Source organism: Streptomyces sp. NPDC057950, from assembly GCF_042887295.1.
GTDB classification, from domain to species: domain Bacteria; phylum Actinomycetota; class Actinomycetes; order Streptomycetales; family Streptomycetaceae; genus Streptomyces; species Streptomyces kaempferi.
Genome location: NZ_JBHVPP010000010.1, coordinates 137,858 through 162,629, shown reverse-complemented (window position 1 = coordinate 162,629; position 24,772 = coordinate 137,858). Strand labels below are relative to the sequence as shown.

Annotated in this window: 21 protein-coding genes and 3 pseudogenes; 11 read left to right on the top strand and 13 right to left on the bottom strand. The window is 68.8% G+C overall.

The genetic code is table 11. The features are described 5' to 3' along the window. Nucleotides 1-128 precede the first annotated feature (128 nt). Both ACFVTC_RS18580 and ACFVTC_RS18575 read right to left on the bottom strand, forming a co-directional pair. On the bottom strand, nt 129-320 hold the full coding sequence (locus ACFVTC_RS18580) for a hypothetical protein (protein WP_390128172.1): 192 nt from the start codon (nt 318-320) through the stop codon (nt 129-131). A gap of 119 nt (nt 321-439) precedes the next feature. After that, complete coding sequence (locus ACFVTC_RS18575; RefSeq protein WP_390128169.1) at nt 440-913, bottom strand: cupin domain-containing protein; 474 nt, start codon at nt 911-913, stop codon at nt 440-442. A 65-nt stretch (nt 914-978) separates the two neighbouring features. On the opposite strand from ACFVTC_RS18575, the gene ACFVTC_RS18570 reads away from it, so the two are divergent. After that, complete coding sequence (locus ACFVTC_RS18570; RefSeq protein ID WP_390128167.1) at nt 979-1,158, top strand: hypothetical protein; 180 nt, start codon at nt 979-981, stop codon at nt 1,156-1,158. Nucleotides 1,159-1,981: 823 nt separating this feature from the next. On the opposite strand, the gene ACFVTC_RS18565 is transcribed toward ACFVTC_RS18570, so the two are convergent. Further along, nucleotides 1,982-2,362, bottom strand: a complete 381-nt coding sequence (locus tag ACFVTC_RS18565) for a hypothetical protein (RefSeq protein ID WP_390128165.1) — start codon at nt 2,360-2,362, stop codon at nt 1,982-1,984. Between the two features lie 494 nt (nt 2,363-2,856). On the opposite strand from ACFVTC_RS18565, the gene ACFVTC_RS18560 reads away from it, so the two are divergent. Beyond that, complete coding sequence (locus tag ACFVTC_RS18560; protein ID WP_390128163.1) at nt 2,857-7,413, top strand: DNRLRE domain-containing protein; 4,557 nt, start codon at nt 2,857-2,859, stop codon at nt 7,411-7,413. 1 nt (nt 7,414) lies between these two features. Next, entirely contained in the window at nt 7,415-7,864 is a 450-nt protein-coding gene (locus ACFVTC_RS18555; RefSeq protein ID WP_390128162.1) for a hypothetical protein, read from the top strand. Nucleotides 7,865-8,091: 227 nt separating this feature from the next. On the opposite strand, the gene ACFVTC_RS18550 is transcribed toward ACFVTC_RS18555, so the two are convergent. Further along, nucleotides 8,092-10,332 (bottom strand): SpoIIE family protein phosphatase, encoded by a 2,241-nt coding sequence (locus ACFVTC_RS18550; RefSeq protein ID WP_390128160.1) that lies wholly within the window; start codon nt 10,330-10,332, stop codon nt 8,092-8,094. Between the two features lie 611 nt (nt 10,333-10,943). On the opposite strand from ACFVTC_RS18550, the gene ACFVTC_RS18545 reads away from it, so the two are divergent. The 3 genes from ACFVTC_RS18545 to ACFVTC_RS18535 all read left to right on the top strand — a co-directional run bounded on the left by ACFVTC_RS18545 (nt 10,944) and on the right by ACFVTC_RS18535 (nt 13,025). Then, on the top strand, nt 10,944-12,203 hold the full coding sequence (locus ACFVTC_RS18545) for an esterase/lipase family protein (RefSeq protein WP_390128158.1): 1,260 nt from the start codon (nt 10,944-10,946) through the stop codon (nt 12,201-12,203). A 93-nt stretch (nt 12,204-12,296) separates the two neighbouring features. Next, nucleotides 12,297-12,689, top strand: a complete 393-nt coding sequence (locus tag ACFVTC_RS18540; protein ID WP_390128156.1) for a hypothetical protein — start codon at nt 12,297-12,299, stop codon at nt 12,687-12,689. Nucleotides 12,690-12,734: 45 nt separating this feature from the next. Continuing rightward, nucleotides 12,735-13,025 (top strand): hypothetical protein, encoded by a 291-nt coding sequence (locus tag ACFVTC_RS18535; protein WP_390128154.1) that lies wholly within the window; start codon nt 12,735-12,737, stop codon nt 13,023-13,025. 188 nt (nt 13,026-13,213) lie between these two features. Here ACFVTC_RS18535 and ACFVTC_RS18530 read toward each other — a convergent pair whose 3' ends face one another. Continuing rightward, nucleotides 13,214-13,534, bottom strand: coding sequence for a hypothetical protein (locus tag ACFVTC_RS18530; RefSeq protein WP_390128152.1), 321 nt, complete (start codon nt 13,532-13,534; stop codon nt 13,214-13,216). 436 nt (nt 13,535-13,970) lie between these two features. Then, nucleotides 13,971-14,507, bottom strand: coding sequence for a hypothetical protein (locus tag ACFVTC_RS18525; protein ID WP_390128150.1), 537 nt, complete (start codon nt 14,505-14,507; stop codon nt 13,971-13,973). A 4-nt stretch (nt 14,508-14,511) separates the two neighbouring features. Here ACFVTC_RS18525 and ACFVTC_RS18520 point away from each other — a divergent pair, with 4 nt between their 5' ends. After that, nucleotides 14,512-14,688, top strand: coding sequence for a hypothetical protein (locus ACFVTC_RS18520; RefSeq protein ID WP_390128148.1), 177 nt, complete (start codon nt 14,512-14,514; stop codon nt 14,686-14,688). Nucleotides 14,689-14,810: 122 nt separating this feature from the next. Here the strand turns inward: ACFVTC_RS18520 and ACFVTC_RS18515 are convergent, their stop codons facing one another. Beyond that, the gene (locus ACFVTC_RS18515) at nt 14,811-15,896 is read right to left on the bottom strand and encodes a hypothetical protein (RefSeq protein WP_390128146.1); all 1,086 of its coding nucleotides are present in this window, start codon (nt 15,894-15,896) and stop codon (nt 14,811-14,813) included. 541 nt (nt 15,897-16,437) lie between these two features. Between ACFVTC_RS18515 and ACFVTC_RS18510 the strand changes: the two genes are divergently transcribed. Continuing rightward, the gene (locus ACFVTC_RS18510; RefSeq protein WP_390128144.1) at nt 16,438-16,716 is read left to right on the top strand and encodes a GlsB/YeaQ/YmgE family stress response membrane protein; all 279 of its coding nucleotides are present in this window, start codon (nt 16,438-16,440) and stop codon (nt 16,714-16,716) included. Nucleotides 16,717-16,892: 176 nt separating this feature from the next. On the opposite strand, the pseudogene ACFVTC_RS18505 reads toward ACFVTC_RS18510, so the two are convergent. Both ACFVTC_RS18505 and ACFVTC_RS18500 read right to left on the bottom strand, forming a co-directional pair. Further along, nucleotides 16,893-17,204: pseudogene (locus tag ACFVTC_RS18505) on the bottom strand (transposase); the annotation flags it as partial. A 228-nt stretch (nt 17,205-17,432) separates the two neighbouring features. Beyond that, complete coding sequence (locus tag ACFVTC_RS18500) at nt 17,433-17,876, bottom strand: hypothetical protein (protein ID WP_390128142.1); 444 nt, start codon at nt 17,874-17,876, stop codon at nt 17,433-17,435. 265 nt (nt 17,877-18,141) lie between these two features. Between ACFVTC_RS18500 and ACFVTC_RS18495 the strand changes: the two are divergent. Further along, a pseudogene (locus ACFVTC_RS18495) lies at nt 18,142-18,459 on the top strand (IS5/IS1182 family transposase); the annotation flags it as partial. Nucleotides 18,460-18,689: 230 nt separating this feature from the next. Here ACFVTC_RS18495 and ACFVTC_RS18490 read toward each other — a convergent pair. The 3 genes and pseudogenes from ACFVTC_RS18490 to ACFVTC_RS18480 all read right to left on the bottom strand — a co-directional run bounded on the left by ACFVTC_RS18490 (nt 18,690) and on the right by ACFVTC_RS18480 (nt 21,680). Beyond that, nucleotides 18,690-19,573, bottom strand: a pseudogene (locus tag ACFVTC_RS18490) (aldo/keto reductase). Between the two features lie 36 nt (nt 19,574-19,609). After that, nucleotides 19,610-20,638, bottom strand: a complete 1,029-nt coding sequence (locus tag ACFVTC_RS18485; RefSeq protein ID WP_390128140.1) for an alcohol dehydrogenase catalytic domain-containing protein — start codon at nt 20,636-20,638, stop codon at nt 19,610-19,612. 64 nt (nt 20,639-20,702) lie between these two features. Further along, a complete protein-coding gene (locus tag ACFVTC_RS18480; RefSeq protein ID WP_390128139.1) occupies nt 20,703-21,680 on the bottom strand; it encodes an aldo/keto reductase in 978 nt (325 codons plus the stop codon). 217 nt (nt 21,681-21,897) lie between these two features. Here ACFVTC_RS18480 and ACFVTC_RS18475 point away from each other — a divergent pair, with 217 nt between their 5' ends. Next, entirely contained in the window at nt 21,898-22,794 is an 897-nt protein-coding gene (locus tag ACFVTC_RS18475) for a helix-turn-helix transcriptional regulator (RefSeq protein ID WP_390128137.1), read from the top strand. Nucleotides 22,795-23,244: 450 nt separating this feature from the next. Continuing rightward, a complete protein-coding gene (locus ACFVTC_RS18470) occupies nt 23,245-23,430 on the top strand; it encodes a hypothetical protein (RefSeq protein WP_390128135.1) in 186 nt (61 codons plus the stop codon). On the opposite strand, the gene ACFVTC_RS18465 is transcribed toward ACFVTC_RS18470, so the two are convergent. Beyond that, nucleotides 23,427-24,485 (bottom strand): phosphotransferase family protein, encoded by a 1,059-nt coding sequence (locus tag ACFVTC_RS18465; RefSeq protein ID WP_390128133.1) that lies wholly within the window; start codon nt 24,483-24,485, stop codon nt 23,427-23,429. The two genes, ACFVTC_RS18470 and ACFVTC_RS18465, sit on opposite strands and share 4 nt — an antisense overlap. Nucleotides 24,486-24,772: the final 287 nt, after the last annotated feature.

Sequence of the window (24,772 nt, the reverse complement as noted above, 5' to 3'; positions counted from 1 at the left end):
CACGGAGACAGGAAGGTCACGTCGTGGAGGACGGCGCCGCTGAATCTGGACTGGCCCAGGCACGTGGCTGGGCGAGGTGTCGACTTCCCCGGCGCCGGCGACGCTGTCGGGGAAGTCGGTCGTCGTGCTCAGCAGCGCCGGTGCCTCCAGGTCGCCAGAGCCGCGACGAGGACGAACACTCCGAGGGCGATCCCGGCAGTCGTGCAGATGCCAGGAGTGGCCCAAGCCGGGTCCGGCCACACGGACACCGCGACGTCGATGCTGTCGTTGGCGGTCTTCGGGTCGTTGCTCGGCTGGCGGCGACGGCGACGGTGACCCACGCGCCACGATGGCCTCCTGTGCGGATGCGGGGAAGGTGATCCGTCCTGCCCTCCGCGGTCGCCCGCGAAAGCATGCGGACGGTGTCGGTCGGCTGGCTTCGGTGGCGCTGCGGGTGGCGTTACGGCGTCGGGGGTGTCCGCCAGTCCGGGAGTTCTTCGAAGTGGACGTCGTAGCGGTCTTGTTCGGGCAGGAGTGAGGCGAATTCGGCTTCGCCGCGGCTGATGGCGGCGAGTTGTTCGAAGTAGCCGAAGCGTTCGATACCGGGGCTGAGCACGACGACGACGTCGGCACTCGCGCCTTCCGCTGCCCCGAAGACGTGGGGCAGGCCGGGCGGAATGACGACCAGGCCGCCCTTGCTCACGGTGGTGAGGGTGTCGCCGAGACGGAAGAGCATCGTTCCGTCCAGGACGTAGAAGAGTTCGTGGGAGAGCTTGTGGTGATGGGGCGGTGCTCCGTCGGCGCCGGCGGTGAGGGTGAGCCGGCTGGCGCTGACCGCGCCTCCGTCAGCAAGCAGTTCGAACGCGCCGTTGGTGAGCGTGGCTCCGGCTGCTTCACCGGCCTGTACGACCAGGGCATGGGGTGTGGCGGCCATGGGGCGACTCCTAAGATTTGGATGGATTGCAACGTTATATCTACTGTGCATGTTCAATAGCGCGGGTGCGACCACGCCGGTGCCACGCTCCGCGGCAGGTCGGGTCGGGCGGTCTGCCACCCGAACCGCCGAGCTTCCTGACGACGTCGATCGACGTCGTCGAACGCAGCATCGTGCAGGCCGCCGCCGTCATCGGGGCGCTCTGCGTGACGATCCACGCCGCGGTGGAGCTGCTCAGGCACTGATCCAACGGGCCTTGCCGCCGCCACGACGTGCGCCCCCGGACTCGTCGACCGGGGGCTCACTCGCGCTTTCGTCGGGGCGGACACTTCCGCGCGATGCCGTGCCCAACGACCGCCGGACCACTTCAGGTAAGGGCGCCCAGGAGGTTAGGCCGCTCCCGCGTCGCCTCTCGACGGGTTTCTCATGGACGTCCTTCACCCGGCTCGAGCGGAGCCGACGCTACCCCGGATCCGTACGCCGACCCGCTGGCCGGGAGGTTTTCGCTCGCCCGGAGCCGACTACACGATGGCGCCGTCCGTCAACGGCAGGTACGTGACACCTCCGCTCGTCCAGGGACCAGTACCCATCCCTTCAAAGCGCGGGGATAGGTCCGGGGGTTCGAGGACGGGGGACCCGAGGGCGGGGCGATCGTCGCCCGCTCGGGAGGAGAAAGCCGGCCTCCCCCCAGGCATCGACCTTCAGGGACAGTCCCCGCACGCGCGGGGGAGCAGCCCAGGACATCTCTAGCGCCGGGTCAGGCAACGTTTGCCCCGTCGATGACGGCGCGTGGGCGCTTGCCGTCGGCGTGGCGGTTTCGCCAGATGATGTGGCGGCGGATCTTGCTGCCCCGCTCCTTGTGATCCGCGTCGTCGCTGCCGTCGCAGGATCAAGGGCGGGACTACGAGACCAGCCCCGCTCATTCGGAGGCGTTGATCCGCTGGGCGGTCATCGGCACCATGGTCCGCCGCCTCACCCGAGGCCGACCGGCAACCCGACCAGGCCCACGAACGCTGTCTCGCACTGATGCCTGCGGGCTCAACCCCTCTACGGCCGAAGGCTGTCCGCTTACTTCATGATCGCAATCACCAGCGGGTCCGACGCCGGCGCGATGTAGTCGTATGTCGGTGAGTCGACGTGACAGTGATCGCCTGCATCAGCCTCGGAGGCGAAGCCCTCAATGTTGTCGGCGAGAAGGTCGAGAGCTTGCCGCCCTCCCTGGATCCTCAGGATCTCGTCCTCCGCGAGGATCGAAGCGGTGTCGCCCTCCGGGTTCTCGCGGAACGCGATCTCGGACAACGACCTTTCGTAGGGAAAAGGGTGCCGGTTCTCGGAGAGTTCGCAGCTTCCAGCCTTCCCCCGTAGTAGCTGTCCGAGCGCCAAGAGCTCTGGACGCGTCCCCGAGAGCTCGAGCTCTCCGGTACCCCCGCTGTACAGAACCTGCAACATCCCGTCGCCTCCGGCCTGCCGACCTTGCCGATCACCAAAGTGGATTATCCCCCCGTGCTTCGGCCTCAGCCGGGCTTACGGCTCCACGGCAGATCTCAATCGCGGTCAAGGGCCTCTTCGGCTCGTTCGACGTCTCCGCCGAAAGCCCCTGCTTGAAGCAGCGGCCACGATTCGTCGATCTCCTCAGCGATCTCGATGCTGTGTCACGGCTGGTTGCAGCCCCACCACGAGTCGAGCAGAAATTGGTGAACGCGGCCGTCGACCACGTCGCGGCACAGGGCATCGCCGACCTGAGTCGGCGCGGGTCGCGATGGGCTCGTCAAACCTGCGCCCTTTCAGGCGGGTTGGGAAAATTTCCCTATGGGGTTGACGTGTACAGACCCTTAAGATCGGCCGAACGCCAGCCAAAGTGAACCGGAAGGATTTCTGTGCGCCACAACGCGTCGTTCGCCCCATCTCCTGGCAGACGAAGACCCCGATGGAAGCAACGAGCCGTGACAGCCGTTCTGTTCTCCGCTCTCGTGTGCGCCCCTTTGGCTCTGCTCGACGAGCCCGCGCGCGCCGGGGACGCCGCCCCGGCCGCCGACACCCCGGAGGCCCGGCAGATACCCGGGGGTCGAACCGAGATCGTCTCCGAGCGCACCGACTCGACGACGACCTGGGCGAACGCCGACGGCACGACGACCGTGGAGGCGTACACCGGTCCGATCCGGGTCAAGCAGTCGGACGGCAGTTGGCAGCCCATCGACACCACGCTCGTAGCCAAGGACGGCGTGGTGCGGCCTAAAACGGCAGCCGCCGACATCGCCTTCTCCGACGGTGGCTCGGGAAAGCCGCTCGCCCAGGTATCCCGTGACGGCCACACGCTCGGCCTCGACTGGCCGGGCGAACTGCCCGAGCCGCGGCTGGACGGCCCGACCGCCGTGTATCCCGACGCGGTTGACGGTGGTGACCTCGTGGTCACTGCCCTCAAGGAGGGCTTTTCCCACTCCGTCGTCCTGCACCAGCGCCCCGACGCCGCGGTCAGTTACCGGCTGCCCATAGCTGCTGACGGCCTGACCCTGCACGAAACCGCCGACGACCGGCTGCGCTGGAGCGACAGCAGTGGTCGTACGGTGGCCACCGCGCCGCTGCCGGTGATGTGGGGGGCGGGCGAGAAGCAGGCTTCTGGTGAGCCCGAGGACATCGCCGCCGTCGACGTCTCCGTCGAGCGGGACGAGGACACCGGCGACCAGGTCCTGGTATTGAAGCCGGACACCGACTTCCTGGCCGACCCCTCACTGGTCTATCCGGTCACGATCGATCCGACCGATTCGCTCTTCGGACCCGTCACCGATACGTGGATCCAGTACGACGACTACCTCACCTCGCAGCGCGGCTCGACCGAACTCAAGAGCGGCACCTACAACGGCACTGAGAAGGCCCGCTCGTACCTGAAGTTCGACGTGGCGAAGTACGCGGGCAAGCACATCCTCGACACAGACCTGCGCCTGTACTCGTACTACTCATCCACGTGCAGCACAGCCAACTCGGGCAACCAGGTGCGCCGCATCACCTCCGGTTGGGATCCGTCGGCCATCACCTGGGCCGAGCAGCCGACTACCACCGCGACCGACGCCGTGACCTCCACTGCGGCCAAGGGTTACAACTCCAGTTGCGCGGCCGGCCACGTCTCCTGGGACGTCGATGGGATCGTCCAGGACTGGGCCGACGGCCAAGCCAACTACGGCGTGCGGATCGCGGCCGTCGATGAGACGGACCCACTGACCTGGCGCCGCTACTACTCCGCGAATCAGACGGACGGCTCGCACGACGCCGCCTATGAGCCTTCGCTTACGGTTACTTACAACTCCGAGCCCGGTACCACGACGGCCGTCTCGCCCCTGTCCGGAACCTCCACCTCGGACACCACGCCGACGCTCTCTGCCGAGGCCACCGACGCCGACGCGCAGCAGCTCACGCTGAGCTTCGAGGTGTGGGCGGCGGACGGCACCGCGGCACTGAAGTCCGGCACCTCCACCCCAGTGGCTTCCGCCGCGGTGGCGACCCATACGGTCGCAGCCTTGGCACCGGGCAACTACAAGTGGCGGGCCAAAGCTTCGGACGGCACCGACACGGGCGCCTGGTCGACGTGGCAGACCTTCACCGTGGACACGACCGCGCCATCCACCCCTACCATCACTTCCACGAGCCACCCGTCCGCATCGGCTTGGTACAACGCCACCACCTTCGTCGGCGCTCTCGCCGCGACTGATGCGTCTGGCCTGAGCGGGTACGCCGTCAAACTCGACCAGAGCCCGACGACCGCCGCCGGTACCGCCGTCACCCAGACGGCGACCAGCATCAACTGGACCGGACGCTCCGACGGCACATGGTGGGTCCACGCCGCTGCCAAGGACAAAGCAGGGCTGTGGTCCGCGACCCGGCATCTCAGCTTCAACGTCGATACCACCGCGCCGGGCGCGTCAGGCAGCCTGGTCTCCTCCACGCACCCTCTGCCGTCCAGCGCCTACGCAAACCGCACCGCGTCGTTCAGCTGGTCGGCGCCCTCCGATCTGTCCGGCGCCGCCGGGTATGCGGTCGCGATCGATCAGACCCCCGACACGCTTCCGGTCACCACCGGCACGCCGCAGACCGCGACGAACCTCACCACCACGGTCAACGCGGATGGCACCTGGTTCGTCCACGTACGAGCCAAGGACCGGGCCGGCAACTGGTCCTCTTCCGCCGCGCACATGTCATTCAAGGTCGATATGACGCTGCCCCCCAGCCCCGTGATCAGTTCAGCAACCCACCCGAACCAATCCGACGCGTACAAGAGCGGTGTCCTCACCGCCACTTGGACCGCGCCGGCCGGCAGCTCCGCCGGGTACAGCATCGTCGTCGACGGCAGCAGCGACACGGTGCCCGACAGCACGGTCGAGACCACGGGCACGTCATACTCCACGACACGATCCGAGGGCACCTGGTATCTCCACGTGCGTGGCATCGACGGCAACGGTACGGGCGGCGCGACATCGCACTACCGGTTCACGATCGACACCACAGCGCCCGGCTCACCGGCCGTGACCTCGGCGGCCTACCCGTTGGACGCCTGGGCCGGTGGCGCGCAGGTGAGCGGGACGTTCACGCTGACGCCGGACGGCACGGACACCCGGAGCTTCACCTACAAGATCGATGGGGGCACAGCGCAGCTCGTCACCACCACCGGCGGCGCCGTCGCGGTGCCGATCACCCCCGCCAGTGAGGGCAGCCACCAACTCAGCGTCACCGCGACTGACCGTGCCGGCAACGTCTCGGCCGAGACCCAGCGGGCCTTCCACGTGGGACGGGCGGCTGTAACTGCGCCCGGCAGCGGCGAGACACTCGTCGGCTCGGTTGACCTCACGGTCACTGCCCCGAGCTCGTTGACGGACGTCACCTTCCTCCAGCGGGCCACGTCCACCGACTCGTGGCAGGTCATCCCGGCTTCCCAGGTGTCCCACGCCGGTGACGGCTCCGCCGTCACCTGGCCTGTGGCACTCACCGGCGGCTCGGCGCCGAAGCTTCTTTGGGACACCTCGTCGCTGTCCGGCAGTGGCGGCAGGCAAATCGGTGCCCGCTTCGGTGGACCGTACAACCCGCCGGAGGCCGAGCCGGTCTCCACGATCGTCGACCGGGTTGAGGTCATCGACGGTGGAATGGGCGACGACATGGAGGAGGCGGAACCCGCTCAGGCCTACGCCCTGGATCAAGCGGTGGCCCGTGCCGCTCAGGATCCCGACTCCTTCGCACCGCCCTACATCGATCCGACCACGGGTGAACTGGTCGCGCCGGTCGTCGAATCCTCTGTTGCCGACGAGGCGTCCGCCCCGATCCAAGTGGTGCAGGTCCCTTCAGACGAAGGCAGCGGCACACCCGCCGACGACTCGGAGGACGACACCAAGCCCGACACCGAATCCAACGAGACGGAGACTCCCTCACTTCCCGCCGACGACTCTCAGGAAAGCACCGGCGAGGAGTCGTTCGACATGCCCGAGGACACGACCGAGACCACACCCACACCCGACGGGCCGACCGTCACCGAGCAGGTTGTCCCGCAAGCCGAGATGGTGGACCACAGCGTCACCGCACTGGAGTCCGTCCGCGATGAAGTCCTGCAACTCTCCGAGGCCGAACTGCCCGGCGTGGACGGACTGCACATCGCAACCGTGGACGCCGCGGAAAATCGGGTCGTCGTGGAGACTGAGACGGCCTCACCGGCACTGATCACAGCCCTCAGCGAGCGGTACGGCGCCGACACCATCGCCGTGCACCTCACGCCAGGCGCCGACGTGATCGAACCCCAGGCGAACCGCCAGTACGACACGTCGCCCTACTACGGCGGTGCGCGCATTCACTCGGATCTGACCACCACCAAGTCGACCTGGTGCACGGCCGGCTTCTCCTGGAGATACAACGGCAAGTGGTACGGGCTGACCGCAGGCCACTGCACCACCGGCAACGGGGCCATCAGCAACCCCAGCGGCACCGACTACATCGGCCCGGTCGTCCGGGACAACTGGCGAAACGACTCCGGCTCCGTCAAGCTCTCCGGTCAGAGCTACTACTCGGGTGACCTCTCGCTGTACCGCGTCAACCCCGGCAGTTCCGCAACGCCCCGCATCTACAAGGGCGGGAAGACATCCGGCTCATCGCGCCCTGTGCACGGCTATTGGACGCGCTGGGCGCACAGCGGCGACACGGTCTGCACGGGAGGTATGCAGACGGGCGAGATGTGCGGGTGGAAGGTGACCGGCACACAGGCGACCGTTCACTACACAACCGGAACCACGGCCAAGAACATGGTCATTGCCAAGAAGACGTCCGGCTCCTGCAACAAGAAGGGCGACTCAGGCGGACCTGTCTACACGGTTGACAGCAGCGGAAGGGCCTTCGCCAAGGGGATCATCTCCGGTGGAGGAGGAGGCGGGGGAGACAACAGCGGAGGATTCTTCGATCCCTGCCAGTTGATATTCACCGACATCGGGCTGGCCAACAGTGCCTTCCCCGGGAAGGTTGCGTGGTACTGACATGCGCCGACTTCTCCTCGTACCACTGCTTGCGGTGACCGTGACCGGATGTTCGCTGTTCGGCCAGGACACGCCGTGCACCAAGGCCGGTGGAGAATCACACGTCTCCGTCGTCTGGAAGCCCGCCGACTTCGGCAGCCAGGACGCAGCGAAGATCCGGCTGTGCGTCAACGGCAGGTGCAAGGAACGTACGACGGGCAGCCCCGACGACCCGTTCATGTCGCTGTCCGTTCGACTCTCCGACGATGTCGGTGCGTCGCGCCTGCCCGTACAGCTCACCGTGTCGTCCACGAAAAACGGTGAAACGGTCGTCAAGGACAGCGTCCAGGCCAAACTGACGAAGCAATACCCCAACGGCAAGGGGTGCCCGCCCACAATTTGGACGGCGACGTTCCGTGCCCACCCCTCCAAAGGCCTCACCACGCCCAAGGGCATGAAGCTGCAGGGATAGGCCCGAACGCAAGCGTCCGCCCTCCGCGAGGGCGGACGCTTCGCGCTGTTCTTCGACCATGCCTCGGGGTACTTCGCCCCGCACTGCTCGGCGAACGTTGCGATGGCCATGGTCCAGGCGCATGCGCCGGTGAACGGTGTCAGCCTGGACGTAGATGTAGTCCGTGGCGGACAGATCGCGGTCCATGAACGCGTTGTGGTCGGCCTTGACTACTAACGCGCTTCGGCTCAACAGCATCTCTCAGCGGGCTCTTCAATCTTCTTTGATGCGCCTGCTCTGCCCATCTCCCTGGGTGCGGGGGCGGGCACGTCGGCTGGTGGGAGGGCGAGTTCGGCCCAGATGGTCTTTCCGTCGGACTGCTGCCGGGTGCCCCAGCGCTCGGCGAGCTGCGCCACGATGAACAGTCCGCGTCCGCCCTCGTCGAAGGTGCGGGCTCGGCTCAGGTGAGGGGCGGTGTGGGAGCCGTCGGACACCTCGCAGATCAGGGTGTCGTGCCGGATGAGGCGCAGTTGCACGGGGCTGCCGCCGTAGCGGATGGCGTTGGTGACCAGCTCGCTGACCACGAGTTCCGTGAGGAACGCCGCCTCCGGCAGCCCCCAGCGGGCCAGCTGCAGCGTGGCCAGATCGCGGGCGCGGGCGACCTCGGAGAGGTCGTCCAGCAGCTCCCAGGCGACGGTGTGCCCGTCGCCCAGGGCCCGGGTGCGGGCGACGACGAGGGCGATGTCGTCGCGGGTGCGGTCGTCGACCAGCAGGTCCAGTACGTGGTCGCAGGCATCCTGCAACGTGGGCTTCGACTCGGACAGGACGTCGAGCAGGCGATCGAGGCGTTCGTCCAGGCAGTGGCGGGGAGATTCGACGAGGCCGTCGGTGTACAGAGCGAGCAGACTGCCCTCAGGCAGAAGGATCTCGGCGGTCTCGAAGGGCAGGCCGCCGACGCCCAGCGGGGGACTTGCCGGGAGGTCGAGGAAGCGGGCGCCCTCCCCGGGGCGCACCACGGCGGGCGGGGGGTGGCCGGCCCGGGCGGCGGTGCACCGCCGCGAGATCGGGTCGTAGACCATGTACAGGCAGGTCGCGACGAACTCGCCTACATCCGCATCGGTGACCGCGTCCTCGCCCGAGCCCGCCGGGGTGGGGGCAGTCTCGCTCTGCAGCCGGATCACGATGTCGTCGAGGTGGGTGAGCAGCTCGTCGGGCGGCAGGTCGATGTCGGCGAGGGTGCGCACCGCGGCACGCAGCCGCCCCATCGCTGCCGAGGCGCGGATGCCGTGCCCGACCACGTCGCCCACGACCAGGGCGACCCGGGCCCCGGACAGCGGGATCACGTCGTACCAGTCGCCCCCCACGCCCGCCTCGATATCCGCGGGCAGATAGCGGGCGACCGCCTGCACGGCCGGCTGCGGCGGGATCGCCTGGGGCAACAGGCTGCGCTGCAGTGCCACCGAGGTGGCGCGCTCGTGGGTGTAGCGGCGGGCGTTGTCCACGCACACCGCGGCCCGCGCCGCGATCTCCTGCGCGAGCAGCACGTCGTCGGCGTCGAAGGGGTCCCGGTGCCGGGAGCGGGTGAACAGCGCCGCACCGAGGGTCACCCCGCGGGCGCGCAACGGGACCGCCAGCGCGGAGTGCGGCGCCTGCGTGCCGGTGCCGTTCGGATCGGCGGGCCAGCACTCCTCGCCGTCTGCGGCGTCGGTGAACTGCCGGTGCATGGGGACGCCCCGGAGCAGGCTCAGGGCCGGCATCGAGCCGCTGCGGTAGGTGACGGTACTGCTGTCGGGCGGTGCGGCGGCCGCGAGCGCGGTCGGCACCGACCGGCGGGCGACGCGGCGCAGGGTGACCGGGCCCGCGCGCGGCCCCGGCGCGGGCTCCTCGCCCTTGAGTACGGGATCGAAGAGGTCGACCGCGGCTTGGTCCGCGAAGCGGCGCACGGCGACCTCGGCGAGCTCCTCGCCGGTGCGGGCCACGTCCAGGGTGCCGCCGACCCGGGTGCTGGCCTCGCTGAGCAGCGTGAGCCGCTCCCGGGCGACCATCAGGCCTTTCAGGCTCCTTTCCGCGGCGATCCGGGCGCGGCAGACTGCCAGGCTGACCAGGATCGAGGCGACCAGCGCGGTGATGACGGTGATCCGGCTGGCGTGGGACATGGACGGCAGCAGAATGCCGTAGGCGAGGATGGCGACGACCAGGTTCGCCAGACCCACGATCAGGGTCTGCCGTAGCGGCAGCAGAGCCGCGGCCACGACCGGGATCAGCGTGGAGTACTCCGCCATCCCCATGACCTGCATGCCCGCGGCGGCCAGGACCAGCCGCGCGCCCGCGACCACCACCACGGCGATCAGCAGGGTGATGAAGGCGGCCCGGGCGGACGGGGCGGTGGTCCCGGCCCGACGGGGGACCAGCGGGGTGCGGTGCATGACGTCCTCCTCGGGCCGGCTGCCGTACGGCGAGGCGACCGGGAAACGGGCGGGCAGTGGCATCCACGCGGGCTACCGGTGACTGGTGACCGGTAGAAGTACTGGTCACCGGTCGGTGATCAGACCGGTAGTCGAAAGCAGCCAAGAAGTATTGATAAGTCACTCGATAGTAGAAATTTACGTCGTGTCGGTAGGGCGCTTCCACAGCGAGCGTGCCCGGCCCGCCGCGACGGGCCGAAAGGAACGGCCGAAACGGCAGGGGCGGCCGTTGCGACTGGGGACTGCGGGCGCTTGAGCTCCAGAGTCCAGCCGTCTCCCGCCTCGGTGGGGCCGCTGGGCGCCCGTAGGGCGGGGAACCGCACATCGACAGCCCCAGCCGGGATCGGTACTGGCCGGGATCGGCACCGGTAGGGGGCAATCCCTGGACCGCAACGCCTGGTGTCAGCGTGAGGTCGAACGCCGCGCAGTCCGCAAAGAACAGGAACCTGGGTGCGCGGTGCGGCTGTATCGGCGGGTTCCTCGGTTCCGGAGGGACGGCGGCGCGTTGATGAACACTCTACGTAGTCGACAGCTACATTCTGTAATCACGGTTTGGGTGGTCGCGCATGCTCTGTGGGCGTGCCGGGACCCGGCTGTTCGGTGAATCCGTGAACTGCGCAAGGAGCCAGCTGATCATGTCCGCATCTGTCGTTGACGTCTGGGGCCAGGTTGTCCCCGGAGCCCGTTCTTCGTTTCCCCCCGCGCCGGAACCGCATGACGAATGGCGCCTCGCGGGCGGAACGGCCTGGGTCTACTTCAGCCCGCTGAACCGTCGGCAGCTCATCCGGCCCGTCATCCTCTCCGACGGCTTCTCCAGCGGGTCCAGCAGCCTCGACCAGCTCTGGCACGGCCTGGAGGAGAACGGTGACTTCCGCTTTGTCTCCGAGCTCCACGCGATCGGCCGGGACGTGATCATCCTCGGCTACGACGACCGGACGGCGTCGATCACGGCCAACGCCGACACCGCCATCGAATGCATCCGCCGCGCCATCGCCGAGCGGGTCGGCAGAGCGAGGCTCACCGTGGGCGGATTCAGCATGGGCGGACTCGTCACCCGCTACGCGCTGGCCAAGATGGAACAAGACCCCACGCTTCCCGACCACGAGACGTCCACCTACCTCTCCTACGACACCCCCCACCAGGGCGCATGGTTCCCCATCGCGCTCCAGGCCTTCACGCACTACGCGACGGACAAGTGGGGAGAGACGCCTGGCGTGGGGCCCGTCCTGCGCCAGTTCTCCGGACTGCTCAACAGCCCCGCCGCACGCCAGATGGCACGCTGGCACATCGAAAAAGCCGACGACACCCCGGAGCAGGCGTCGGAGCGGATGGCGTTCCTCCGGGAACTCGACGAGCTCGGGGGATGGCCCCGAAACGTCCGCAAGATCGGCGTCGCCAACGGCGTCGACACCGGCACCGGCAACGGCATCAAGGCCGGTACGACCGCAGTCAAATGTGACGGCGACACGCTGCACGACACATGGCTCAAGACCCAGGCTCAGGGTGACCAGGAAGTCGCACGCCTGCAGAAGACAGGCGAGGAGGCGACCTCGGTACGCACCAGCGAGCTGCCCGACATCGACGGCGCCCCCGGCGGCCTGTTCACCGTGCCGTCCCCTGCGGGCGACACCGGCAGCTTCGGCCTGGCCGGCCTCCTCATGGGCATCCTCGGCAACACCGTGGACCCGGGCATCACCGGCACGTCCTGCTTCATCCCCAGTATCAGCGCCACTGCGGCCGGTGACATCAACGACCAGAAAGCGCTCTACCGCCCGATCTCGCCGGATCACAGTGCACTGGACGCCTTCACCTGTGCCAGCCGTAACGAGGGGCACACCACCATGACGCAGGAACTCGGAGAGTGGATCGTGAACGAGATCGCCGCGACCGACTGACCATCCGGGGCGGGCGGCCCGCGTTGACGGCCGCCCGGCCCCGCATACGGCCTTTCCGGAGATCCCACGCACCGGACCCCGACCGTCACGCGGATGCCTTGTTCAACAGGGTGCGGTCTCCTGGCCGGTGCCACGATGCTGGCGGGCGCTCTGCACGCACTGCACAGCATCGGGGCGTCCCTCATGCCGTGCGCGGCTCGCCGCCCCCTCGTGCCGGCCGCGCACGGCATTCCCGCCCGCCGACCTCGGTACGCCCTGGGGGCCGACACGCCCGGCGGCTCCGCGCAGGACATCCCCCTCGGCCTCGACACCACGGCGGCCGGCCATGAGCTCGAGTTCTTCGGGCCATACCACCCGCGTGTGTCCTGTTGGGCGTGTGAAGGGCGGCTGAAGGTGGTCCTGGACCCGCGCTGGTTGATCAACGGGCCCAGCTACCGGTTGAGGAACCGACTCGCCGCCATCGACGGGAAAGCCGACGTCGCCTGAGCAGTCCCCTTCATGGTGGCTGCGGCCGCGTGGGACCATCCGGTCATGCGTCTGATCGCCGTTGGGACCACGGCCGCCTCGCGCTTGGTGCTCGTGAACGAACTCGAAACCGATGACGGATACACCTTCGAGCTGGACAACCCACTGTTCTCGGCAGTTGGCGATCGGATCAGCTTCGAGAACAGCAGCTTCGAGAACAGCAACCTCGTCGTCGCTCGCGCGAGCGGTGAACGATTCCGGCCCACCGGCTCCTGGTCCACACGCTGCCGGATCGGTTACCACCGTCCCGCCACCACCTCGAGCTCGATGGCTTCCCGAGACCGCCTCAGCCGCTGAGCACGTGACTTCGTACCCGGCTGCCCACATGACTCAGTACCCCGACAAGGACCTGATCGTGCTCGTGGCGTACATACCCGGGGAGTGAGCGGTGCTCCGGCGACCCGCCCTCCCCGGCACCGCAGCGACCGCTCCGAGGCCAAGGACAATCAGCCGACCCTCGGGAGGCGGCCCCGCGGCGCAGCATGTCAGGCCGGCTCGAAGCCGCTCCGGAAGACGCCGCCGTACTCCCCAGGTCTCTCCCAGCACGTGTAACGGCAGCGAGGGAGATCGGGCAGATCAACCCCCAGTTGCCGCGCCAGGACGTCGGCACCGGTCTTGCGAGTGCGAGAGGGGTCATCGGCAGCTTGATACAGGGCGTGGGCGCCGCGCAGTCCGATCACCACGTACTCCACCCGCCTCCCCGCGCCGACCACCGATTCCTCGTGGTGCAACTGGTGCCGGGCATCCATGGCCTGCCCACAGAGCCCGCAGCGCAAGTCGTCCCCGGAGGTATCCACAGCAGGCATGCTACGACTCTCTCGAATACGTGTGTCTAGACGTCAGCGACACCGCGTCCTCGACCGCCGACCAGCCGCCCCTGGCTCGGCAAGGATGCGCGTAGATGGCCTGCCCCGTTCCTGGGAAAGCTGGCGCCGATGGTCCCACCGTCAATGTGGTGGCCGAACGTCTGCAGGCCTGCTCCCCGCACGCGCGGGGACGGTCCCGATGAGAGCGGGAGCCCATCAGGTTCGATCTGTGGTGACCCGGACCCGGACCCGGACCCGGACCCGGACCCGGACCCGGACCCGGACCCGGACCCGGACCCGGACCCGGACCCGGCCCCGGCCCCGGCCCCGGCCCCGGCCCCGGCCTCGTGCGCCGGTGGGTGGGAGACGGTCTGGCGATGTCGTCGGCGCGGCGGCCCGTCATCGGCCCGTCCTCGGCGCGACACCGCCGAGGACGCTAGGCTGAAGGCATTGCCTGGGATGTCGGGGGGACCATGAACAGGCTTCTGTACGGGTTGACGGGCTTTGCGTTGACGGGCGTTGCGCTGCTCTCCGCGGCGGCTTGTACCAGCGGTGGCCAGTCGTCCGGGGCGAAGGCACCTGGCTCGACCGCGTCCACCGCTGCGGCCCGCACGGCTTCACCGAAGGCCTCAACCGCTGCCCGGGACACGGTGATCGAGAGGGCGAGGTCCGCCCTTCTGGCCACGATGTCCACCAAAGACCTTCCTGGCCACGCGGGGACGGCCACCGCCAGTGTCGGTTCGGGCAGTGCGTTGTTCGTCTGGGCGACGACCGACGGCCGTTTCTGCTCGGGCACAGCTGTGGCGAACGGCGGATCGGCCGTGTCGACCTGTACCTCGTCCCCCGGCGACACCGCCGTCTCCTCCCACCCCAAGATTGTCCCCCTCGTCACCATGGGAGCGATCGGCACAAGCCAGAACCTCGTGATCGGCGCGGACCGGGAAACCGTCCAGTCGGTGACGTGCAACAGCAACCCCGTGACGTTCCGACGGCTCACCGGCGTGCTCGACCGCAGGCGTGCGCTCTACGCCTTCGACCTTCCCGGCCAGACCGGCGGATCCGTCACCGTGACCGTCATCCGCGCTCACACCACTGGCACGGAACACGTGAACCTGCTCTGGGGGCGACACAGAGGCAGCCCGACCTGCCGCTGACAGAGGTGGCCGAACAAGCGCCGCTCAGTCGCAGCCCCCTATGTGCGAACGGCTTGTCGCACACCCTGACGCGGCGGCACTTCTTCCGCCGACCGCGGAGGGTGTGTGACAGGCTCGACAGCTCATTGGATCAGGTCGGTGTGCGGATGCTCGGGGGAGATGGGGCAGACGTAGATCTGCATGTTGTCGGTGCTGCCGACTTCGACCTTGGTCGGCTGCGAGGGGCTCTGGCCACAGCAGCTGCCGGCGGTGTTGGCGGCGTAGGCGGCGGCCTGGTCCTCTTGAGGCGCCCAGCTGTGTCCCTCACCGCCGTCCCATTCGAAGGAGGCGATGGTCAGCAGCGGGACCATCTGCACATCACAGACAGTGCAGTGTCGGGGGTTGGGATCGGTGCGGCCCCACGGAGGCCAGCCGCCGACCTTCCACCCGGGCGCGTCAGCCAGATGGACGTCATAGAAGTCCCGCGGATACTCAGCGTAGGCACTGTCCACGTCGGCACCGGCTGCCTGCCATCTGCCCCAGTCCTCCACCATCAGCAGCATCTGCGGGCTCAGATCGAGGCTGGCGGGATAGTCGGTGATCGCTTCCGGTGCCAGCACGCACGGTTCCGGCACATAGCCCTCGTAGTTCACCTCGTACGGCTCGGGCGGTGCGGCGAGGATGTCGGTGACCTCCGCGGCGGACCGCCAGAACAGCGCGGTCGACGGCTTCCAATTCGGAACGTGGTCGTAGGGACACCACAGCACCTGGAGCAGATCGGCCTGTCCGGGCGGCCGCAACAGGGGTATGTCGCGCAGATACAGCTGGGCCACGGGCAGCATGGGGACCGGGCAGTCCGCGGGCAACGGAGGGCCGGCGTCGAGTCGCTGCGCGAGCATCGCGGCGTTCCGTTCCTTGACCGCCTCCTCCTCGGGCGTTGCCCCAGGACCATCGTGATCACCGTGCCGCCGGGCCCGCATGCGCCGTATGAGCCGCACTTCGGCCGGCGACTGTCGGAACCCACTGTCACGGTGCAGGTGCGAGGCTTCGCAGTGCGGCCATGGCTCCTTGGCCGGCCACAGCAACGGCCCCCCGACCGAACTCTCCCCGGCCGAAGGCGACCCGGGACGAGGGTGCAGCCGAATCGCAGGACGTGCCAACGGCGCCAGCTCGGGAAAGACCGCGGCCGCGTCCACGGGCCGCGGCGGAGTAGTACGTAGGAAAACCATGCCCGTGATCCTGCCACCAGCCACTGACAACCCCCACCCGCCTCAACCAGCGTCGGAGACATCGGTGTTCAGCTGGTCAAGTCCAACGCATGAAGCCTCGGTGACAGCGACAGCAAGCCTGCCTGCGTGACAACTGGCGTGCCTCGGCTCCGCCGTCACTCGATCAGTGGCCACTCTGAAAAGGCTCGGTGAGTGGCGGCGGCGGCCGCGGCACCGGCCCTCGGCAGACGGGTCGGGCTCGCCGCGTTCGCCGGCCCGCATCGTGCCGGACGGCTACATAGCGGAGGACGGGAGAGGCCGCCGCGGAGACAGCGGCGGGGTGCGGAATGCTGCCATCGGTCCTCGGCGTCGCGGGCCCCCGGGCACAGTCGATTTGGTGTCCAGGGGTCGGGATCTTCACGCTCGGAGGATCCGTGGGCTGCCTTGCCGCGGCCCTTTGACCCGCAGCTTCCAAGAAAGCTGCCTGCGGAGACGTTTGTTCGCGCGTAGACGGTGCACACGGAGAGCTGACACGATCTTTACAAGGAAGTGGAGCAGCATCATGGGTGTCATCGCGTGGATCATCATCGGCTTGCTCGCCGGCGCCATCGCCAAGGCCCTGATGCCGGGCAAGGACCCCGGCGGCATCATCATCACCATGCTCATCGGTATCGCCGGCGGTCTGCTCGGCGGCTGGCTCGGCAAGGTCATCTTCGGCGTCGACTCCATCGACGGATTCTTCGACATCTCGACCTGGATAGCCGCGATCGTCGGCTCCTTCATCCTGCTCGCCGTCTACCGCCTCCTCACCGGCAACCGGCGCTCGCACGGTCACGCGTGACCTGCTGAAGCCACACGCATCCGAGACACCAGACGGCTCCCGCACCTGCTCGCAGGACGGGAGCCGTCAGCATGGGCGCCGCAAGAGCTCAAATCCTGGTCCTATTTCTTCGCCTGCGGCCGCGATGACGGCTACGGCGGAATTCCAGCCGTAACACGGCGCGTGCGAGCGGATCACGGCGACACATCGACCGCCAGGACCAGGCGCCCGCCGTCGAAACGCGGCAGCGACAATCCGGGCCGCACCGTCCGCAGTCGGCCGGTGTCGATCCGGCCGTGGTTCAAGGCTCCGTACATCGCTCCGTGCCCACGACGATGCTCGGGCAACAGCGTCAGGTCCACCGGGGACCTCACCGCACCGTCCGCGCACAGCACCGCGTCGGCCAGGGGGAGCAACTCGTCGTGCCGCGTGGTCAGACACTCGTAGAACTCGCCCCGGCGGCGTGACGCTTCCGCGAACGCTTCCCGCCGGACATCGTCACGCGGCAGACTCACCCTCACGGTGTTCGTCCCGGTCACGCGCACCTTGGACGGAGGGCATGATCAGACGAAGGGCGCCCCACGTCCTGCGAACGTCCAGGTGAGCTACCCAGTTCGAGACACCGTTCGAGGCCGGAAGAAAAAGAACAAGCTGAGGCGGGTGCGCCGGTGACGCCGCTCCGCCGACGTGCCGGGGGGCCGACCCCCGCGTGGGGAAACCGGCCCTCCGATCGTGCTTCAGCCCTTGAGGGGGATCACCACGGCCACCATCAGCGGAGGGCCACCGCTTCCGGGCGACGGCAGCCTCTCCGCCAGGTTGTAGCTGTCACGCTTGAACCGCGCGTACTCGAAGAAGCCCACCGAGACCTTCTGGTCCCGCGCGGTCATGATCAGGCCGCCGGGCCCCGGCTGGGCCGCCACCTGCCAGCCACCGGCGGTGAACTTCGGCGCCAGGCACGCGGCCTTCAGCGAGCAGGAACCGTCGCTCATCAGCACATAGGTCAGGTTCCAGCCCCCTCCCGGACTGATCTGGGTGGTGTCGCCCAGCGCGTGCACAGCAGGCACTCGAAGCCTCGCGACCTCGGACTTCGACGGTGTGGCCGGCGAGGAACAGCCCGCGAGGAACCCGGCGCACCCCAGCACCAGCAGGGGTGCGCCGAACCGTACGATCGCCGACGTCATCGCGCTTTGGCCCCGTACCGCGGATACGGCACCGAGTGGATGTCGAACAGCGTGAGGACGTTGTGCTCGTCTCGGCGCGGCTGTGAGCTCGGCAGCAAGATCGGACATCGGGTCAGCCCTCTCCAAGCGGAAGCACGAGCCCCGGGTGGGGCCAAGTCACACTGACAGATCATGGTCCAGAGATCACCGAGTGGGGCCACAACTCAGTGACGGGGGAGGCCACTCAAGGATGTCGAAGCCATCGTGACGCGGCATGCACCTGATGTCCCACATCGCCGCCACTCGTCCACGCGTGACAGAGTACGGGCCGACACCGGCTACCGCACCGAAGTCATCGACCACGGCACCCAACTTGGCATCGACGTCGAAGTCGTTCAACGCGAGCCGGGCGTCAAAGGCTTCAAGGTGATCCCACGGCGCTGGGTCGTCGAGCGCACCTTCGGCCCGGCTCATGCACCGCCGCCTGGCCCGCGACCAGGAAACACACCGTCATCGCTCCGAAGGCATGATCCATGTCGCGATGATCGACCTCGGGAGCCGCAGACTCACCCGCGAGTCCACCCCCAACTGGCGCGACACCTGAACCTCGAGCCGAACAACCTCGCCGGGACAAAACGCTTTATTCAAGCGGCGGTTGCTGTCGGCAGCGCGCCGCGCAGAACGGTGCGCAGGCCAGGCGGGGCGTCGTGGTGCTGTGGCGTGATCATGGTGATCGGCTCCCGGTGAACCAAGGAAGCCGGGCGGGTGCCCCGGGCATGCGCTCGAGGGCACTCGCGGTCGGTGAGGCGCATCGGGTGGGGTCGGGTGGGGCGTTCAGCTGTCCAGGCGGCGCCCTGCGAGCCAGGTGACCATGGTGGGGTCGTGGTGGTCGAAGAACACGGAGCTGCCGGTGTCGAGGGTGGCGATCCGGGCCATCTGCTCGCGGGTGAGTTCGAAGTCGAAGACGTCGATGTTCTCGGCCATGCGCTCGCCGCGTACGGACTTGGGGATGGCGACGACGTCGCGCTGGGTGAGCCGGCGCAGGACGACCTGGGCGACGGACTTGTCGTGTGCCTTCCCGATTTCGGCGAGCAGCGGGTTGGTGAACAGGTCGTTCCTGCCTTCGGCGAAGCCACCCCAGGACTGGATGTGCACCCCGTGTTCGCGCATGAAGTCCTGGTGGTCGGCGCGTTGGAAGAAGGGGTGGGTCTCGATCTGGTTGACCTGCGGGGTGATCTTGTTGTTGATGATCAGGTCGATCAGCCGGCCGGGGTGGAAGTTGGCGACCCCGATCGCCTTGGCCACCCCCTCGCGGTGAGGGCTTCCATGGCGCGCCACTGGCCGTGGACGTCGTCGAAGGGCTGGTGCATCAGGTACAGGTCGAGGTGGTCCAAGCCCAGTTTGGCCAGGGACGTCTCGAACGCGCGGCGGGTGTTGTCCCAGGGACGTCTCGAACGCGCGGCGGGTGTTGTCCTCGGCGGGGGCGTCCTGGACCCACAGCTTGGTGGTGACGAACAGGTCCTTGCGCGGGATGCCGCTGGACTTGATGGCGCGGCCTACGGCTTCTTCGTTGCCGTAGGCCGCGGCGGTGTCCACCAGGCGGTAGCCGGCGGCCAGTGCCTCGGAGACGGCACGCTCGGTGTCCTCGGCGGGGATCTGGTACGCGCCGAGCCGAGGAGCGGCATCTCGACGCCGTTGTTGAGGGTGACGGTCTGTATGAGCCGGATGTCCTTCGCCGTGCGGCGCGGTGGTGGTCAGGGGCGGATGAGGGCCTTGAGGACCTGGCGGTCGGCCATCGCCCGGTAGGCGTCCGGTGTCCGGTCGAGGCTGAATTCCTGGTCGAAGACGCGGCCGGGGGCGATCCTTCCGTCCAGGACGTCGGGCAGCAGCTGCTCGACGTAGGCACGCGCGGGGCTGGCGCCACCGGTCAGGGTGATGTTGCGCATGAATTCGGCCGGGCCGATCGGGCCATGCTCGTACTGGGGGACGCCCAGCCTGCTGATGATGCCGCCGTCCAGGACCGCGCCGAGCGCGGTGTCGAGGGACTGTCGGGTGCCGACGGCCTCGATGACCTTGTCCACGCCTCCGGTCAGCTCGCGGATGCGGGCGATGCCCTCCTCGCCGCGCTCGGCGACCACGTCGGTGACGCCGAACTCGCGGCCCAGTCGGGTGCGGGCCTCGTGGCGGCCGGCGAGCACGATCCGTTCGGCACCGAGCCGCTTGGCGGCGATCACCGCGCACAGGCCGACCGCGCCGTCCCCGATGACCAGCACCGCATCGCCGCGGCCGACGCCGGCGGTGACGGCGCCGTGGTGGCCGGTGGTCATCACGTCGGACAGTGCCAGCAGCGACGGCAGCAGCGCGGAGTCGGCGGCAACCGGCAGCTTCACCAGGGTGCCGGCGGCGTAAGGGACCCGGACGGCTTCGCCCTGCCCGCCGTCCACCCCGTCGAAGCCGTACCGGCCACCGTTGCGGCACGAGATGTGCAGGCCCTTGGCGCAGTAGTCGCAGCTGTTGTCGCTGTAGGTGAACGGGGCGACGACCAGATCACCGGCCTTCAGGCCCGTCACTTCCGTGCCGGTCTCCTCCACGACGCCGAGGAACTCGTGCCCCATGGGGCGGCCGGTGCCGGTCGCGGGCATCGACCCGTACGGCCACAGGTCGCTGCCGCACACGCACGCGGCCACCGTGCGCACCACCGCGTCGGTGGGCCGGACGATCTTCGGGTCGGGCCGGATTTCGACGCGGACGTCTCCGGCTCCGTACATCACTGATGCACGCATGAAAGGTTCTACTCCAAACAAGGGGCGGGGGCGCCACGCGATGCGCGGCGTGCCAGGGCCGGGGTCAGCGTTCGAGCATGCGGGCCTGGGCTTCGGTGTGGGTGGCTCCGGCGGCGGGTGGCAGGTTGGAGAGCCGGTCGAGCTGCTCGTCGGTCAGCGTGACGGCATCGGCGGCGGCGTTCTCCTCGACCCGGCTGACACGCTTGGTGCCGGGGATGGGGGCGATGTCGTCGCCCTGGGCGAGCAGCCAGGCGAGCGCCACCTGACCGGGCGTGGCACCGGCTTCGTCGGCAAGGGCCCTGACCTCGTCGGCGAGCGCCAGGTTGTGCGGGAAGTTCTCGCCGGTGAAGCGCGGGTTGTCGCGGCGGAAGTCGTTCTCGTCGAACTCGTCGGTGGAGCGGACGGTGCCGGTAAGGACGCCGCGGCCCAGCGGGGAGAAGGGCACGAGGCCGACGTTCAGCTCCCGCAGGACGGGCAGCACGCGCTCCTCGACACCGCGAGTGAACAGCGAGTACTCGGACTGCACCGCGGTGACCGGCTGGACGGCGTGGGCGCGGCGGATCGTGTCCGGGCCCGCCTCCGAGAGGCCGAAGGTCCGTACCTTGCCCTCGGTGATCAGCTCGCTCACCGCGCCGGCGGTCTCCTCGATCGGGGTGTGAGGGTCCACCCGGTGCTGGTAGTACAGGTCGATGTGGTCGGTGCCCAGCCGTTTGAGGGAGCCCTCGACCGCGGTGCGGATGTTGGCCGGGCTGGAGTCCAGGTTCCCCGCGCCCTCGCCGGCGTGTGAGACCAGGCCGAATTTGGTGGCGAGCACCACCTTGTCCCGGCGGCCCTTCAGCGCCCGCCCGAGCAGCTCCTCGTTGATGTACGGGCCGTAGATCTCGGCGGTGTCGATGAGCGTGACGCCCAGCTCCAGCGCCCGGTGCACGGTCCTGATCGACTCCGCGTCATCGGTGCCCGAGCCGGTGTAGCCGTGGGACATGCCCATCGCGCCCAGCCCGATCCGGGAAACTTCCAGGTCACGCAGCTTGATGTACCGCATCTCGCCCTCTTTCGATCATGGTGTTACCCGGCCTCTCGCTCTCGCCCGGTCCGGCAGGTGGTGTCGGTCGAAACCCGGGTGGCGGCGAAGGGGCCCGGCGTCTTCCTCATTCACCTTCGCCCGGATTGCTCAGACGTGGCAGGGCGGGCTCTTCGGGGGTAATGACAGAGCCCCCTACCGCCCACGCAGCGGGTGCCCAGCGGGTGAGACTGGAGTCATGGCATCGACGAGCGCGCACAGCGAGGGCGCCGAGCTGGGCCGCTACCTGCGCGCCCGCCGCACCCAGACCAGTCCCGACCACGTCGGCCTCACCGTCGGCACCGGCATCCGCCGTACCCCCGGCCTGCGCCGCGAGGAGCTGGCCACCCTCGCCGGGATCAGCATCGACTACTACGTAAGACTGGAACGCGGCAGGGAGACCCGCCCCAGTCCCGCCGTCCTCGACTCCCTTGCCCGCGCTCTGCACATGGACGAGCAAGAGCACCAGCATCTGCGCGAGCTCGCCGCCCGTGCCGCCCGCTACGCCCCCGAACCCCCGCCGGCCCCGAGCCGCACCGTGCGCCCCCACCTGAAGCTGCTGCTTGAGTCGCTGCGACCGAACCCCGCCTACGTGATCAGCCGCAGCATGGACATGCTTGCCTGGAACCCGGGCGGCCTCGCCCTGTACGCGGGCCTGGAGGACTGGCCGGCCAAACACCGCAACCTCGCCCGCTACCTCTTCCTCCACCCGGCCGCGCGGGATCTCTTCGGCGACTGGGACCGCCAGATCACCGGCTGCGTCGCCCGGCTGCGCGCCGTCGCCGGCACCGCCCCCGACGCTCCCGACCTGACGAACCTGGTCGGTGAACTTCTCCTCAAGAGCCCCGACTTCGCCCGGCTGTGGGAACGCTACGAGGTCACCGGCCGCAAGCCCGCGCAGAAGACCTTCCAGCACCCCCGCGTCGGCACGATCACGCTCACCTCCCAGTCCATGCAGCTGGAAGGCACCCCCGGCCAGCGCATCGGCGTCTACACGGCCGAACCCGGCACCCCCGACCACGACGCCATGATGTTGCTCGACATGACCGCGCCCGTAGCCGAGGCCCGCCGAGAGATCCCGCACACGTCACCCTGACCGTTGTTCTGACAAGCGGTCGTTCGCCGACAGGCGGCGGGCGAGAAACGGACTGCCGCGTTCGGTGGAGTCGCTGCGTCCGCGGTGTTGGAAGCCATCGACGGGGGCCAGGACGCGGAACACGCGAATGCCGAGTTCCGGGAATTGAACATGGCAGTCCGTGACCGTGGTCCCGGCAGTGTCCGCATTCCCGACGAGCAGATCTCCTGACGCGGGCCGTCACACAGCCGCCGTGCGGGGGAGGGATCGGTGATGGGCGGCTCGGGCTCGGCCCAGCGGTGAAGTCCTGGCGAGCCCAGCTTCGTCCCCGGGTGGCCGCTCACCGCGGCCGCCCTGTCCGGTGAACACCGTCACGACGCCTGGTCGGAACCCGTAGGCCGCCGCAGCCTTGTGGCGTCCGCCAAGCAGTTGTCAGGCCGGCTGGCTGTCAGAGGCTTCCGCGGAACATGAATGGCTGGAGCGATCGATGGCACGCACCTTGTCGAGGTCGTCGGCGAGGGTGTGACCCGCCGGGGCCCGAGGACGGCCACCTCGGTCCCCTTGGTGAGCCTGACGAAGTGGAAGTGGATCCGGCGCCGGATGGGCGAATTGCGGAAGCGAGTACAGGCGATGCTGGTCCTGGCAAAGACGGCCTAGTACCAAGGACGGGTGTCGTGCGCGGGCAGCGGCCGCAGTGTGGACCAGCGTTCCAACAGGCGTGCGGCCAGGGCAGAACTGAGGCGGCCCACGGCGTGCAGGTGGTCGTGGTCGCCGGTCATGTCGGCGACCACGCCGAGGCGGTGGACGAGCCGTTCGCGGGCGGAGATGTGGCCCCACTCGAAGTCCTCGGTGGGTACCCGAGCGAGCTGGTCGGCCGTCCCGCGGTGGGCCCGCTCGACGAGCGCGTCCCCCTGGATCAGCCAGCCGGCGCACGCGTCGGCGAGGTCGCCCGGTACATCCCTGCCGGTGAGACCGCGCCAGGTGGTCCGGTAGATGCCCTCGACCTCCGCGAGCGGGGCATCGGTGACCGACATCGCGCACCAGCAAGTGGGGAAGCCGATGCGGAAGTACGCGAGTTCGACCAGTCCGTTGCCGAGCGAGGCCCGTTCGAAGTCGACGAAACGGACACCGTCGGTGGCGCGCAGGTCGTTGCCCGGGCACGGGTCGCCGTGCAGCAGCGCGTGATGCGAAGTGGGGTCCAACCGGTCCAGGAGAGCGGCGAGTTCATCGGGCACCGCGAACGGGACGGGCACGTCGAGCGACCGGGCCAGGGCGAGGAAGGACTCCGCGTCGGCGGCCGTGGGCCCCGACCAGGCGGGGAGCGCGCCCGCGTCGGCGGATCCGGTCAGGGCGTGCAGTCGGGCGAGAGACTCGGCGTACCCCGGCATCCAGTCGTCCGTGTTGCCGAGGTCGTCCAGGTGTTCGAGAACCATCACCCGTGCGGGCAGGTCCGTGGCGAGCACCGCGGGTGCCACGGCCGGCCCGGTCGCCCGCCCCGCCAGACGCAGCCCGGCGACCTCTCGCGCGAAGCGCGTGTCCGCGTCGGCGCCCGTGTCACCGCCGTCGGTGATCTGCTTGACGATCACCAGACTCCGGTCGGCCAGCCGCACCCGCCACACCCGTGACCGCGGACTGCTGTCCAGAAGCTGGGTCCCCTTGGGGATGCCCACGGTGGAACGCAGCACTTCGTCGAACGGAAGCCGGTTCAGCATGCGGACGAGCTTAAGGTCTGTTGAGTAAATCGCGGACGCCTGGACTCCTTCACCCAGTCGGTTGAGCCAGCCGTCAAAGATCTTCTAGAAGGCGGAAGGCGGAAGGCGGAAGGCGGAAGGCGGAAGGCGGAAGGCGGAAGGCGGAAGGCGGAAGGGGGTAGGGGGCAGCAGGTGCGGGGCGCGGTCCCCGAAGGCGGCGAAGACCTCGTTCTTCGCTGGGCCCCACAGCTCCGTCATGAAGGCGAGGTCGACGCGGCCGGTCCTGGCCCAGATCCCGCCGAGAGGCT

What these genes read in the sequence shown, in the direction of transcription:
- ACFVTC_RS18485 (WP_390128140.1), bottom strand. Translation starts at nt 20,638, where the DNA reads ATGCGTGCATCAGTGATGTACGGAGCCGGAGACGTCCGCGTCGAAATC.
- ACFVTC_RS18575 (WP_390128169.1), bottom strand. Translation starts at nt 913, where the DNA reads ATGGCCGCCACACCCCATGCCCTGGTCGTACAGGCCGGTGAAGCAGCC.
- ACFVTC_RS18500 (WP_390128142.1), bottom strand. Translation starts at nt 17,876, where the DNA reads ATGACGTCGGCGATCGTACGGTTCGGCGCACCCCTGCTGGTGCTGGGG.
- ACFVTC_RS18555 (WP_390128162.1), top strand. Translation starts at nt 7,415, where the DNA reads ATGCGCCGACTTCTCCTCGTACCACTGCTTGCGGTGACCGTGACCGGA.
- ACFVTC_RS18550 (WP_390128160.1), bottom strand. Translation starts at nt 10,332, where the DNA reads ATGCCACTGCCCGCCCGTTTCCCGGTCGCCTCGCCGTACGGCAGCCGG.
- ACFVTC_RS18565 (WP_390128165.1), bottom strand. Translation starts at nt 2,362, where the DNA reads ATGTTGCAGGTTCTGTACAGCGGGGGTACCGGAGAGCTCGAGCTCTCG.
- ACFVTC_RS18465 (WP_390128133.1), bottom strand. Translation starts at nt 24,485, where the DNA reads ATGCTGAACCGGCTTCCGTTCGACGAAGTGCTGCGTTCCACCGTGGGC.
- ACFVTC_RS18480 (WP_390128139.1), bottom strand. Translation starts at nt 21,680, where the DNA reads ATGCGGTACATCAAGCTGCGTGACCTGGAAGTTTCCCGGATCGGGCTG.
- ACFVTC_RS18515 (WP_390128146.1), bottom strand. Translation starts at nt 15,896, where the DNA reads ATGGTTTTCCTACGTACTACTCCGCCGCGGCCCGTGGACGCGGCCGCG.
- ACFVTC_RS18535 (WP_390128154.1), top strand. Translation starts at nt 12,735, where the DNA reads ATGCGTCTGATCGCCGTTGGGACCACGGCCGCCTCGCGCTTGGTGCTC.
- ACFVTC_RS18510 (WP_390128144.1), top strand. Translation starts at nt 16,438, where the DNA reads ATGGGTGTCATCGCGTGGATCATCATCGGCTTGCTCGCCGGCGCCATC.
- ACFVTC_RS18530 (WP_390128152.1), bottom strand. Translation starts at nt 13,534, where the DNA reads ATGCCTGCTGTGGATACCTCCGGGGACGACTTGCGCTGCGGGCTCTGT.
- ACFVTC_RS18540 (WP_390128156.1), top strand. Translation starts at nt 12,297, where the DNA reads ATGCCTTGTTCAACAGGGTGCGGTCTCCTGGCCGGTGCCACGATGCTG.
- ACFVTC_RS18470 (WP_390128135.1), top strand. Translation starts at nt 23,245, where the DNA reads ATGGCTGGAGCGATCGATGGCACGCACCTTGTCGAGGTCGTCGGCGAG.
- ACFVTC_RS18545 (WP_390128158.1), top strand. Translation starts at nt 10,944, where the DNA reads ATGTCCGCATCTGTCGTTGACGTCTGGGGCCAGGTTGTCCCCGGAGCC.
- ACFVTC_RS18475 (WP_390128137.1), top strand. Translation starts at nt 21,898, where the DNA reads ATGGCATCGACGAGCGCGCACAGCGAGGGCGCCGAGCTGGGCCGCTAC.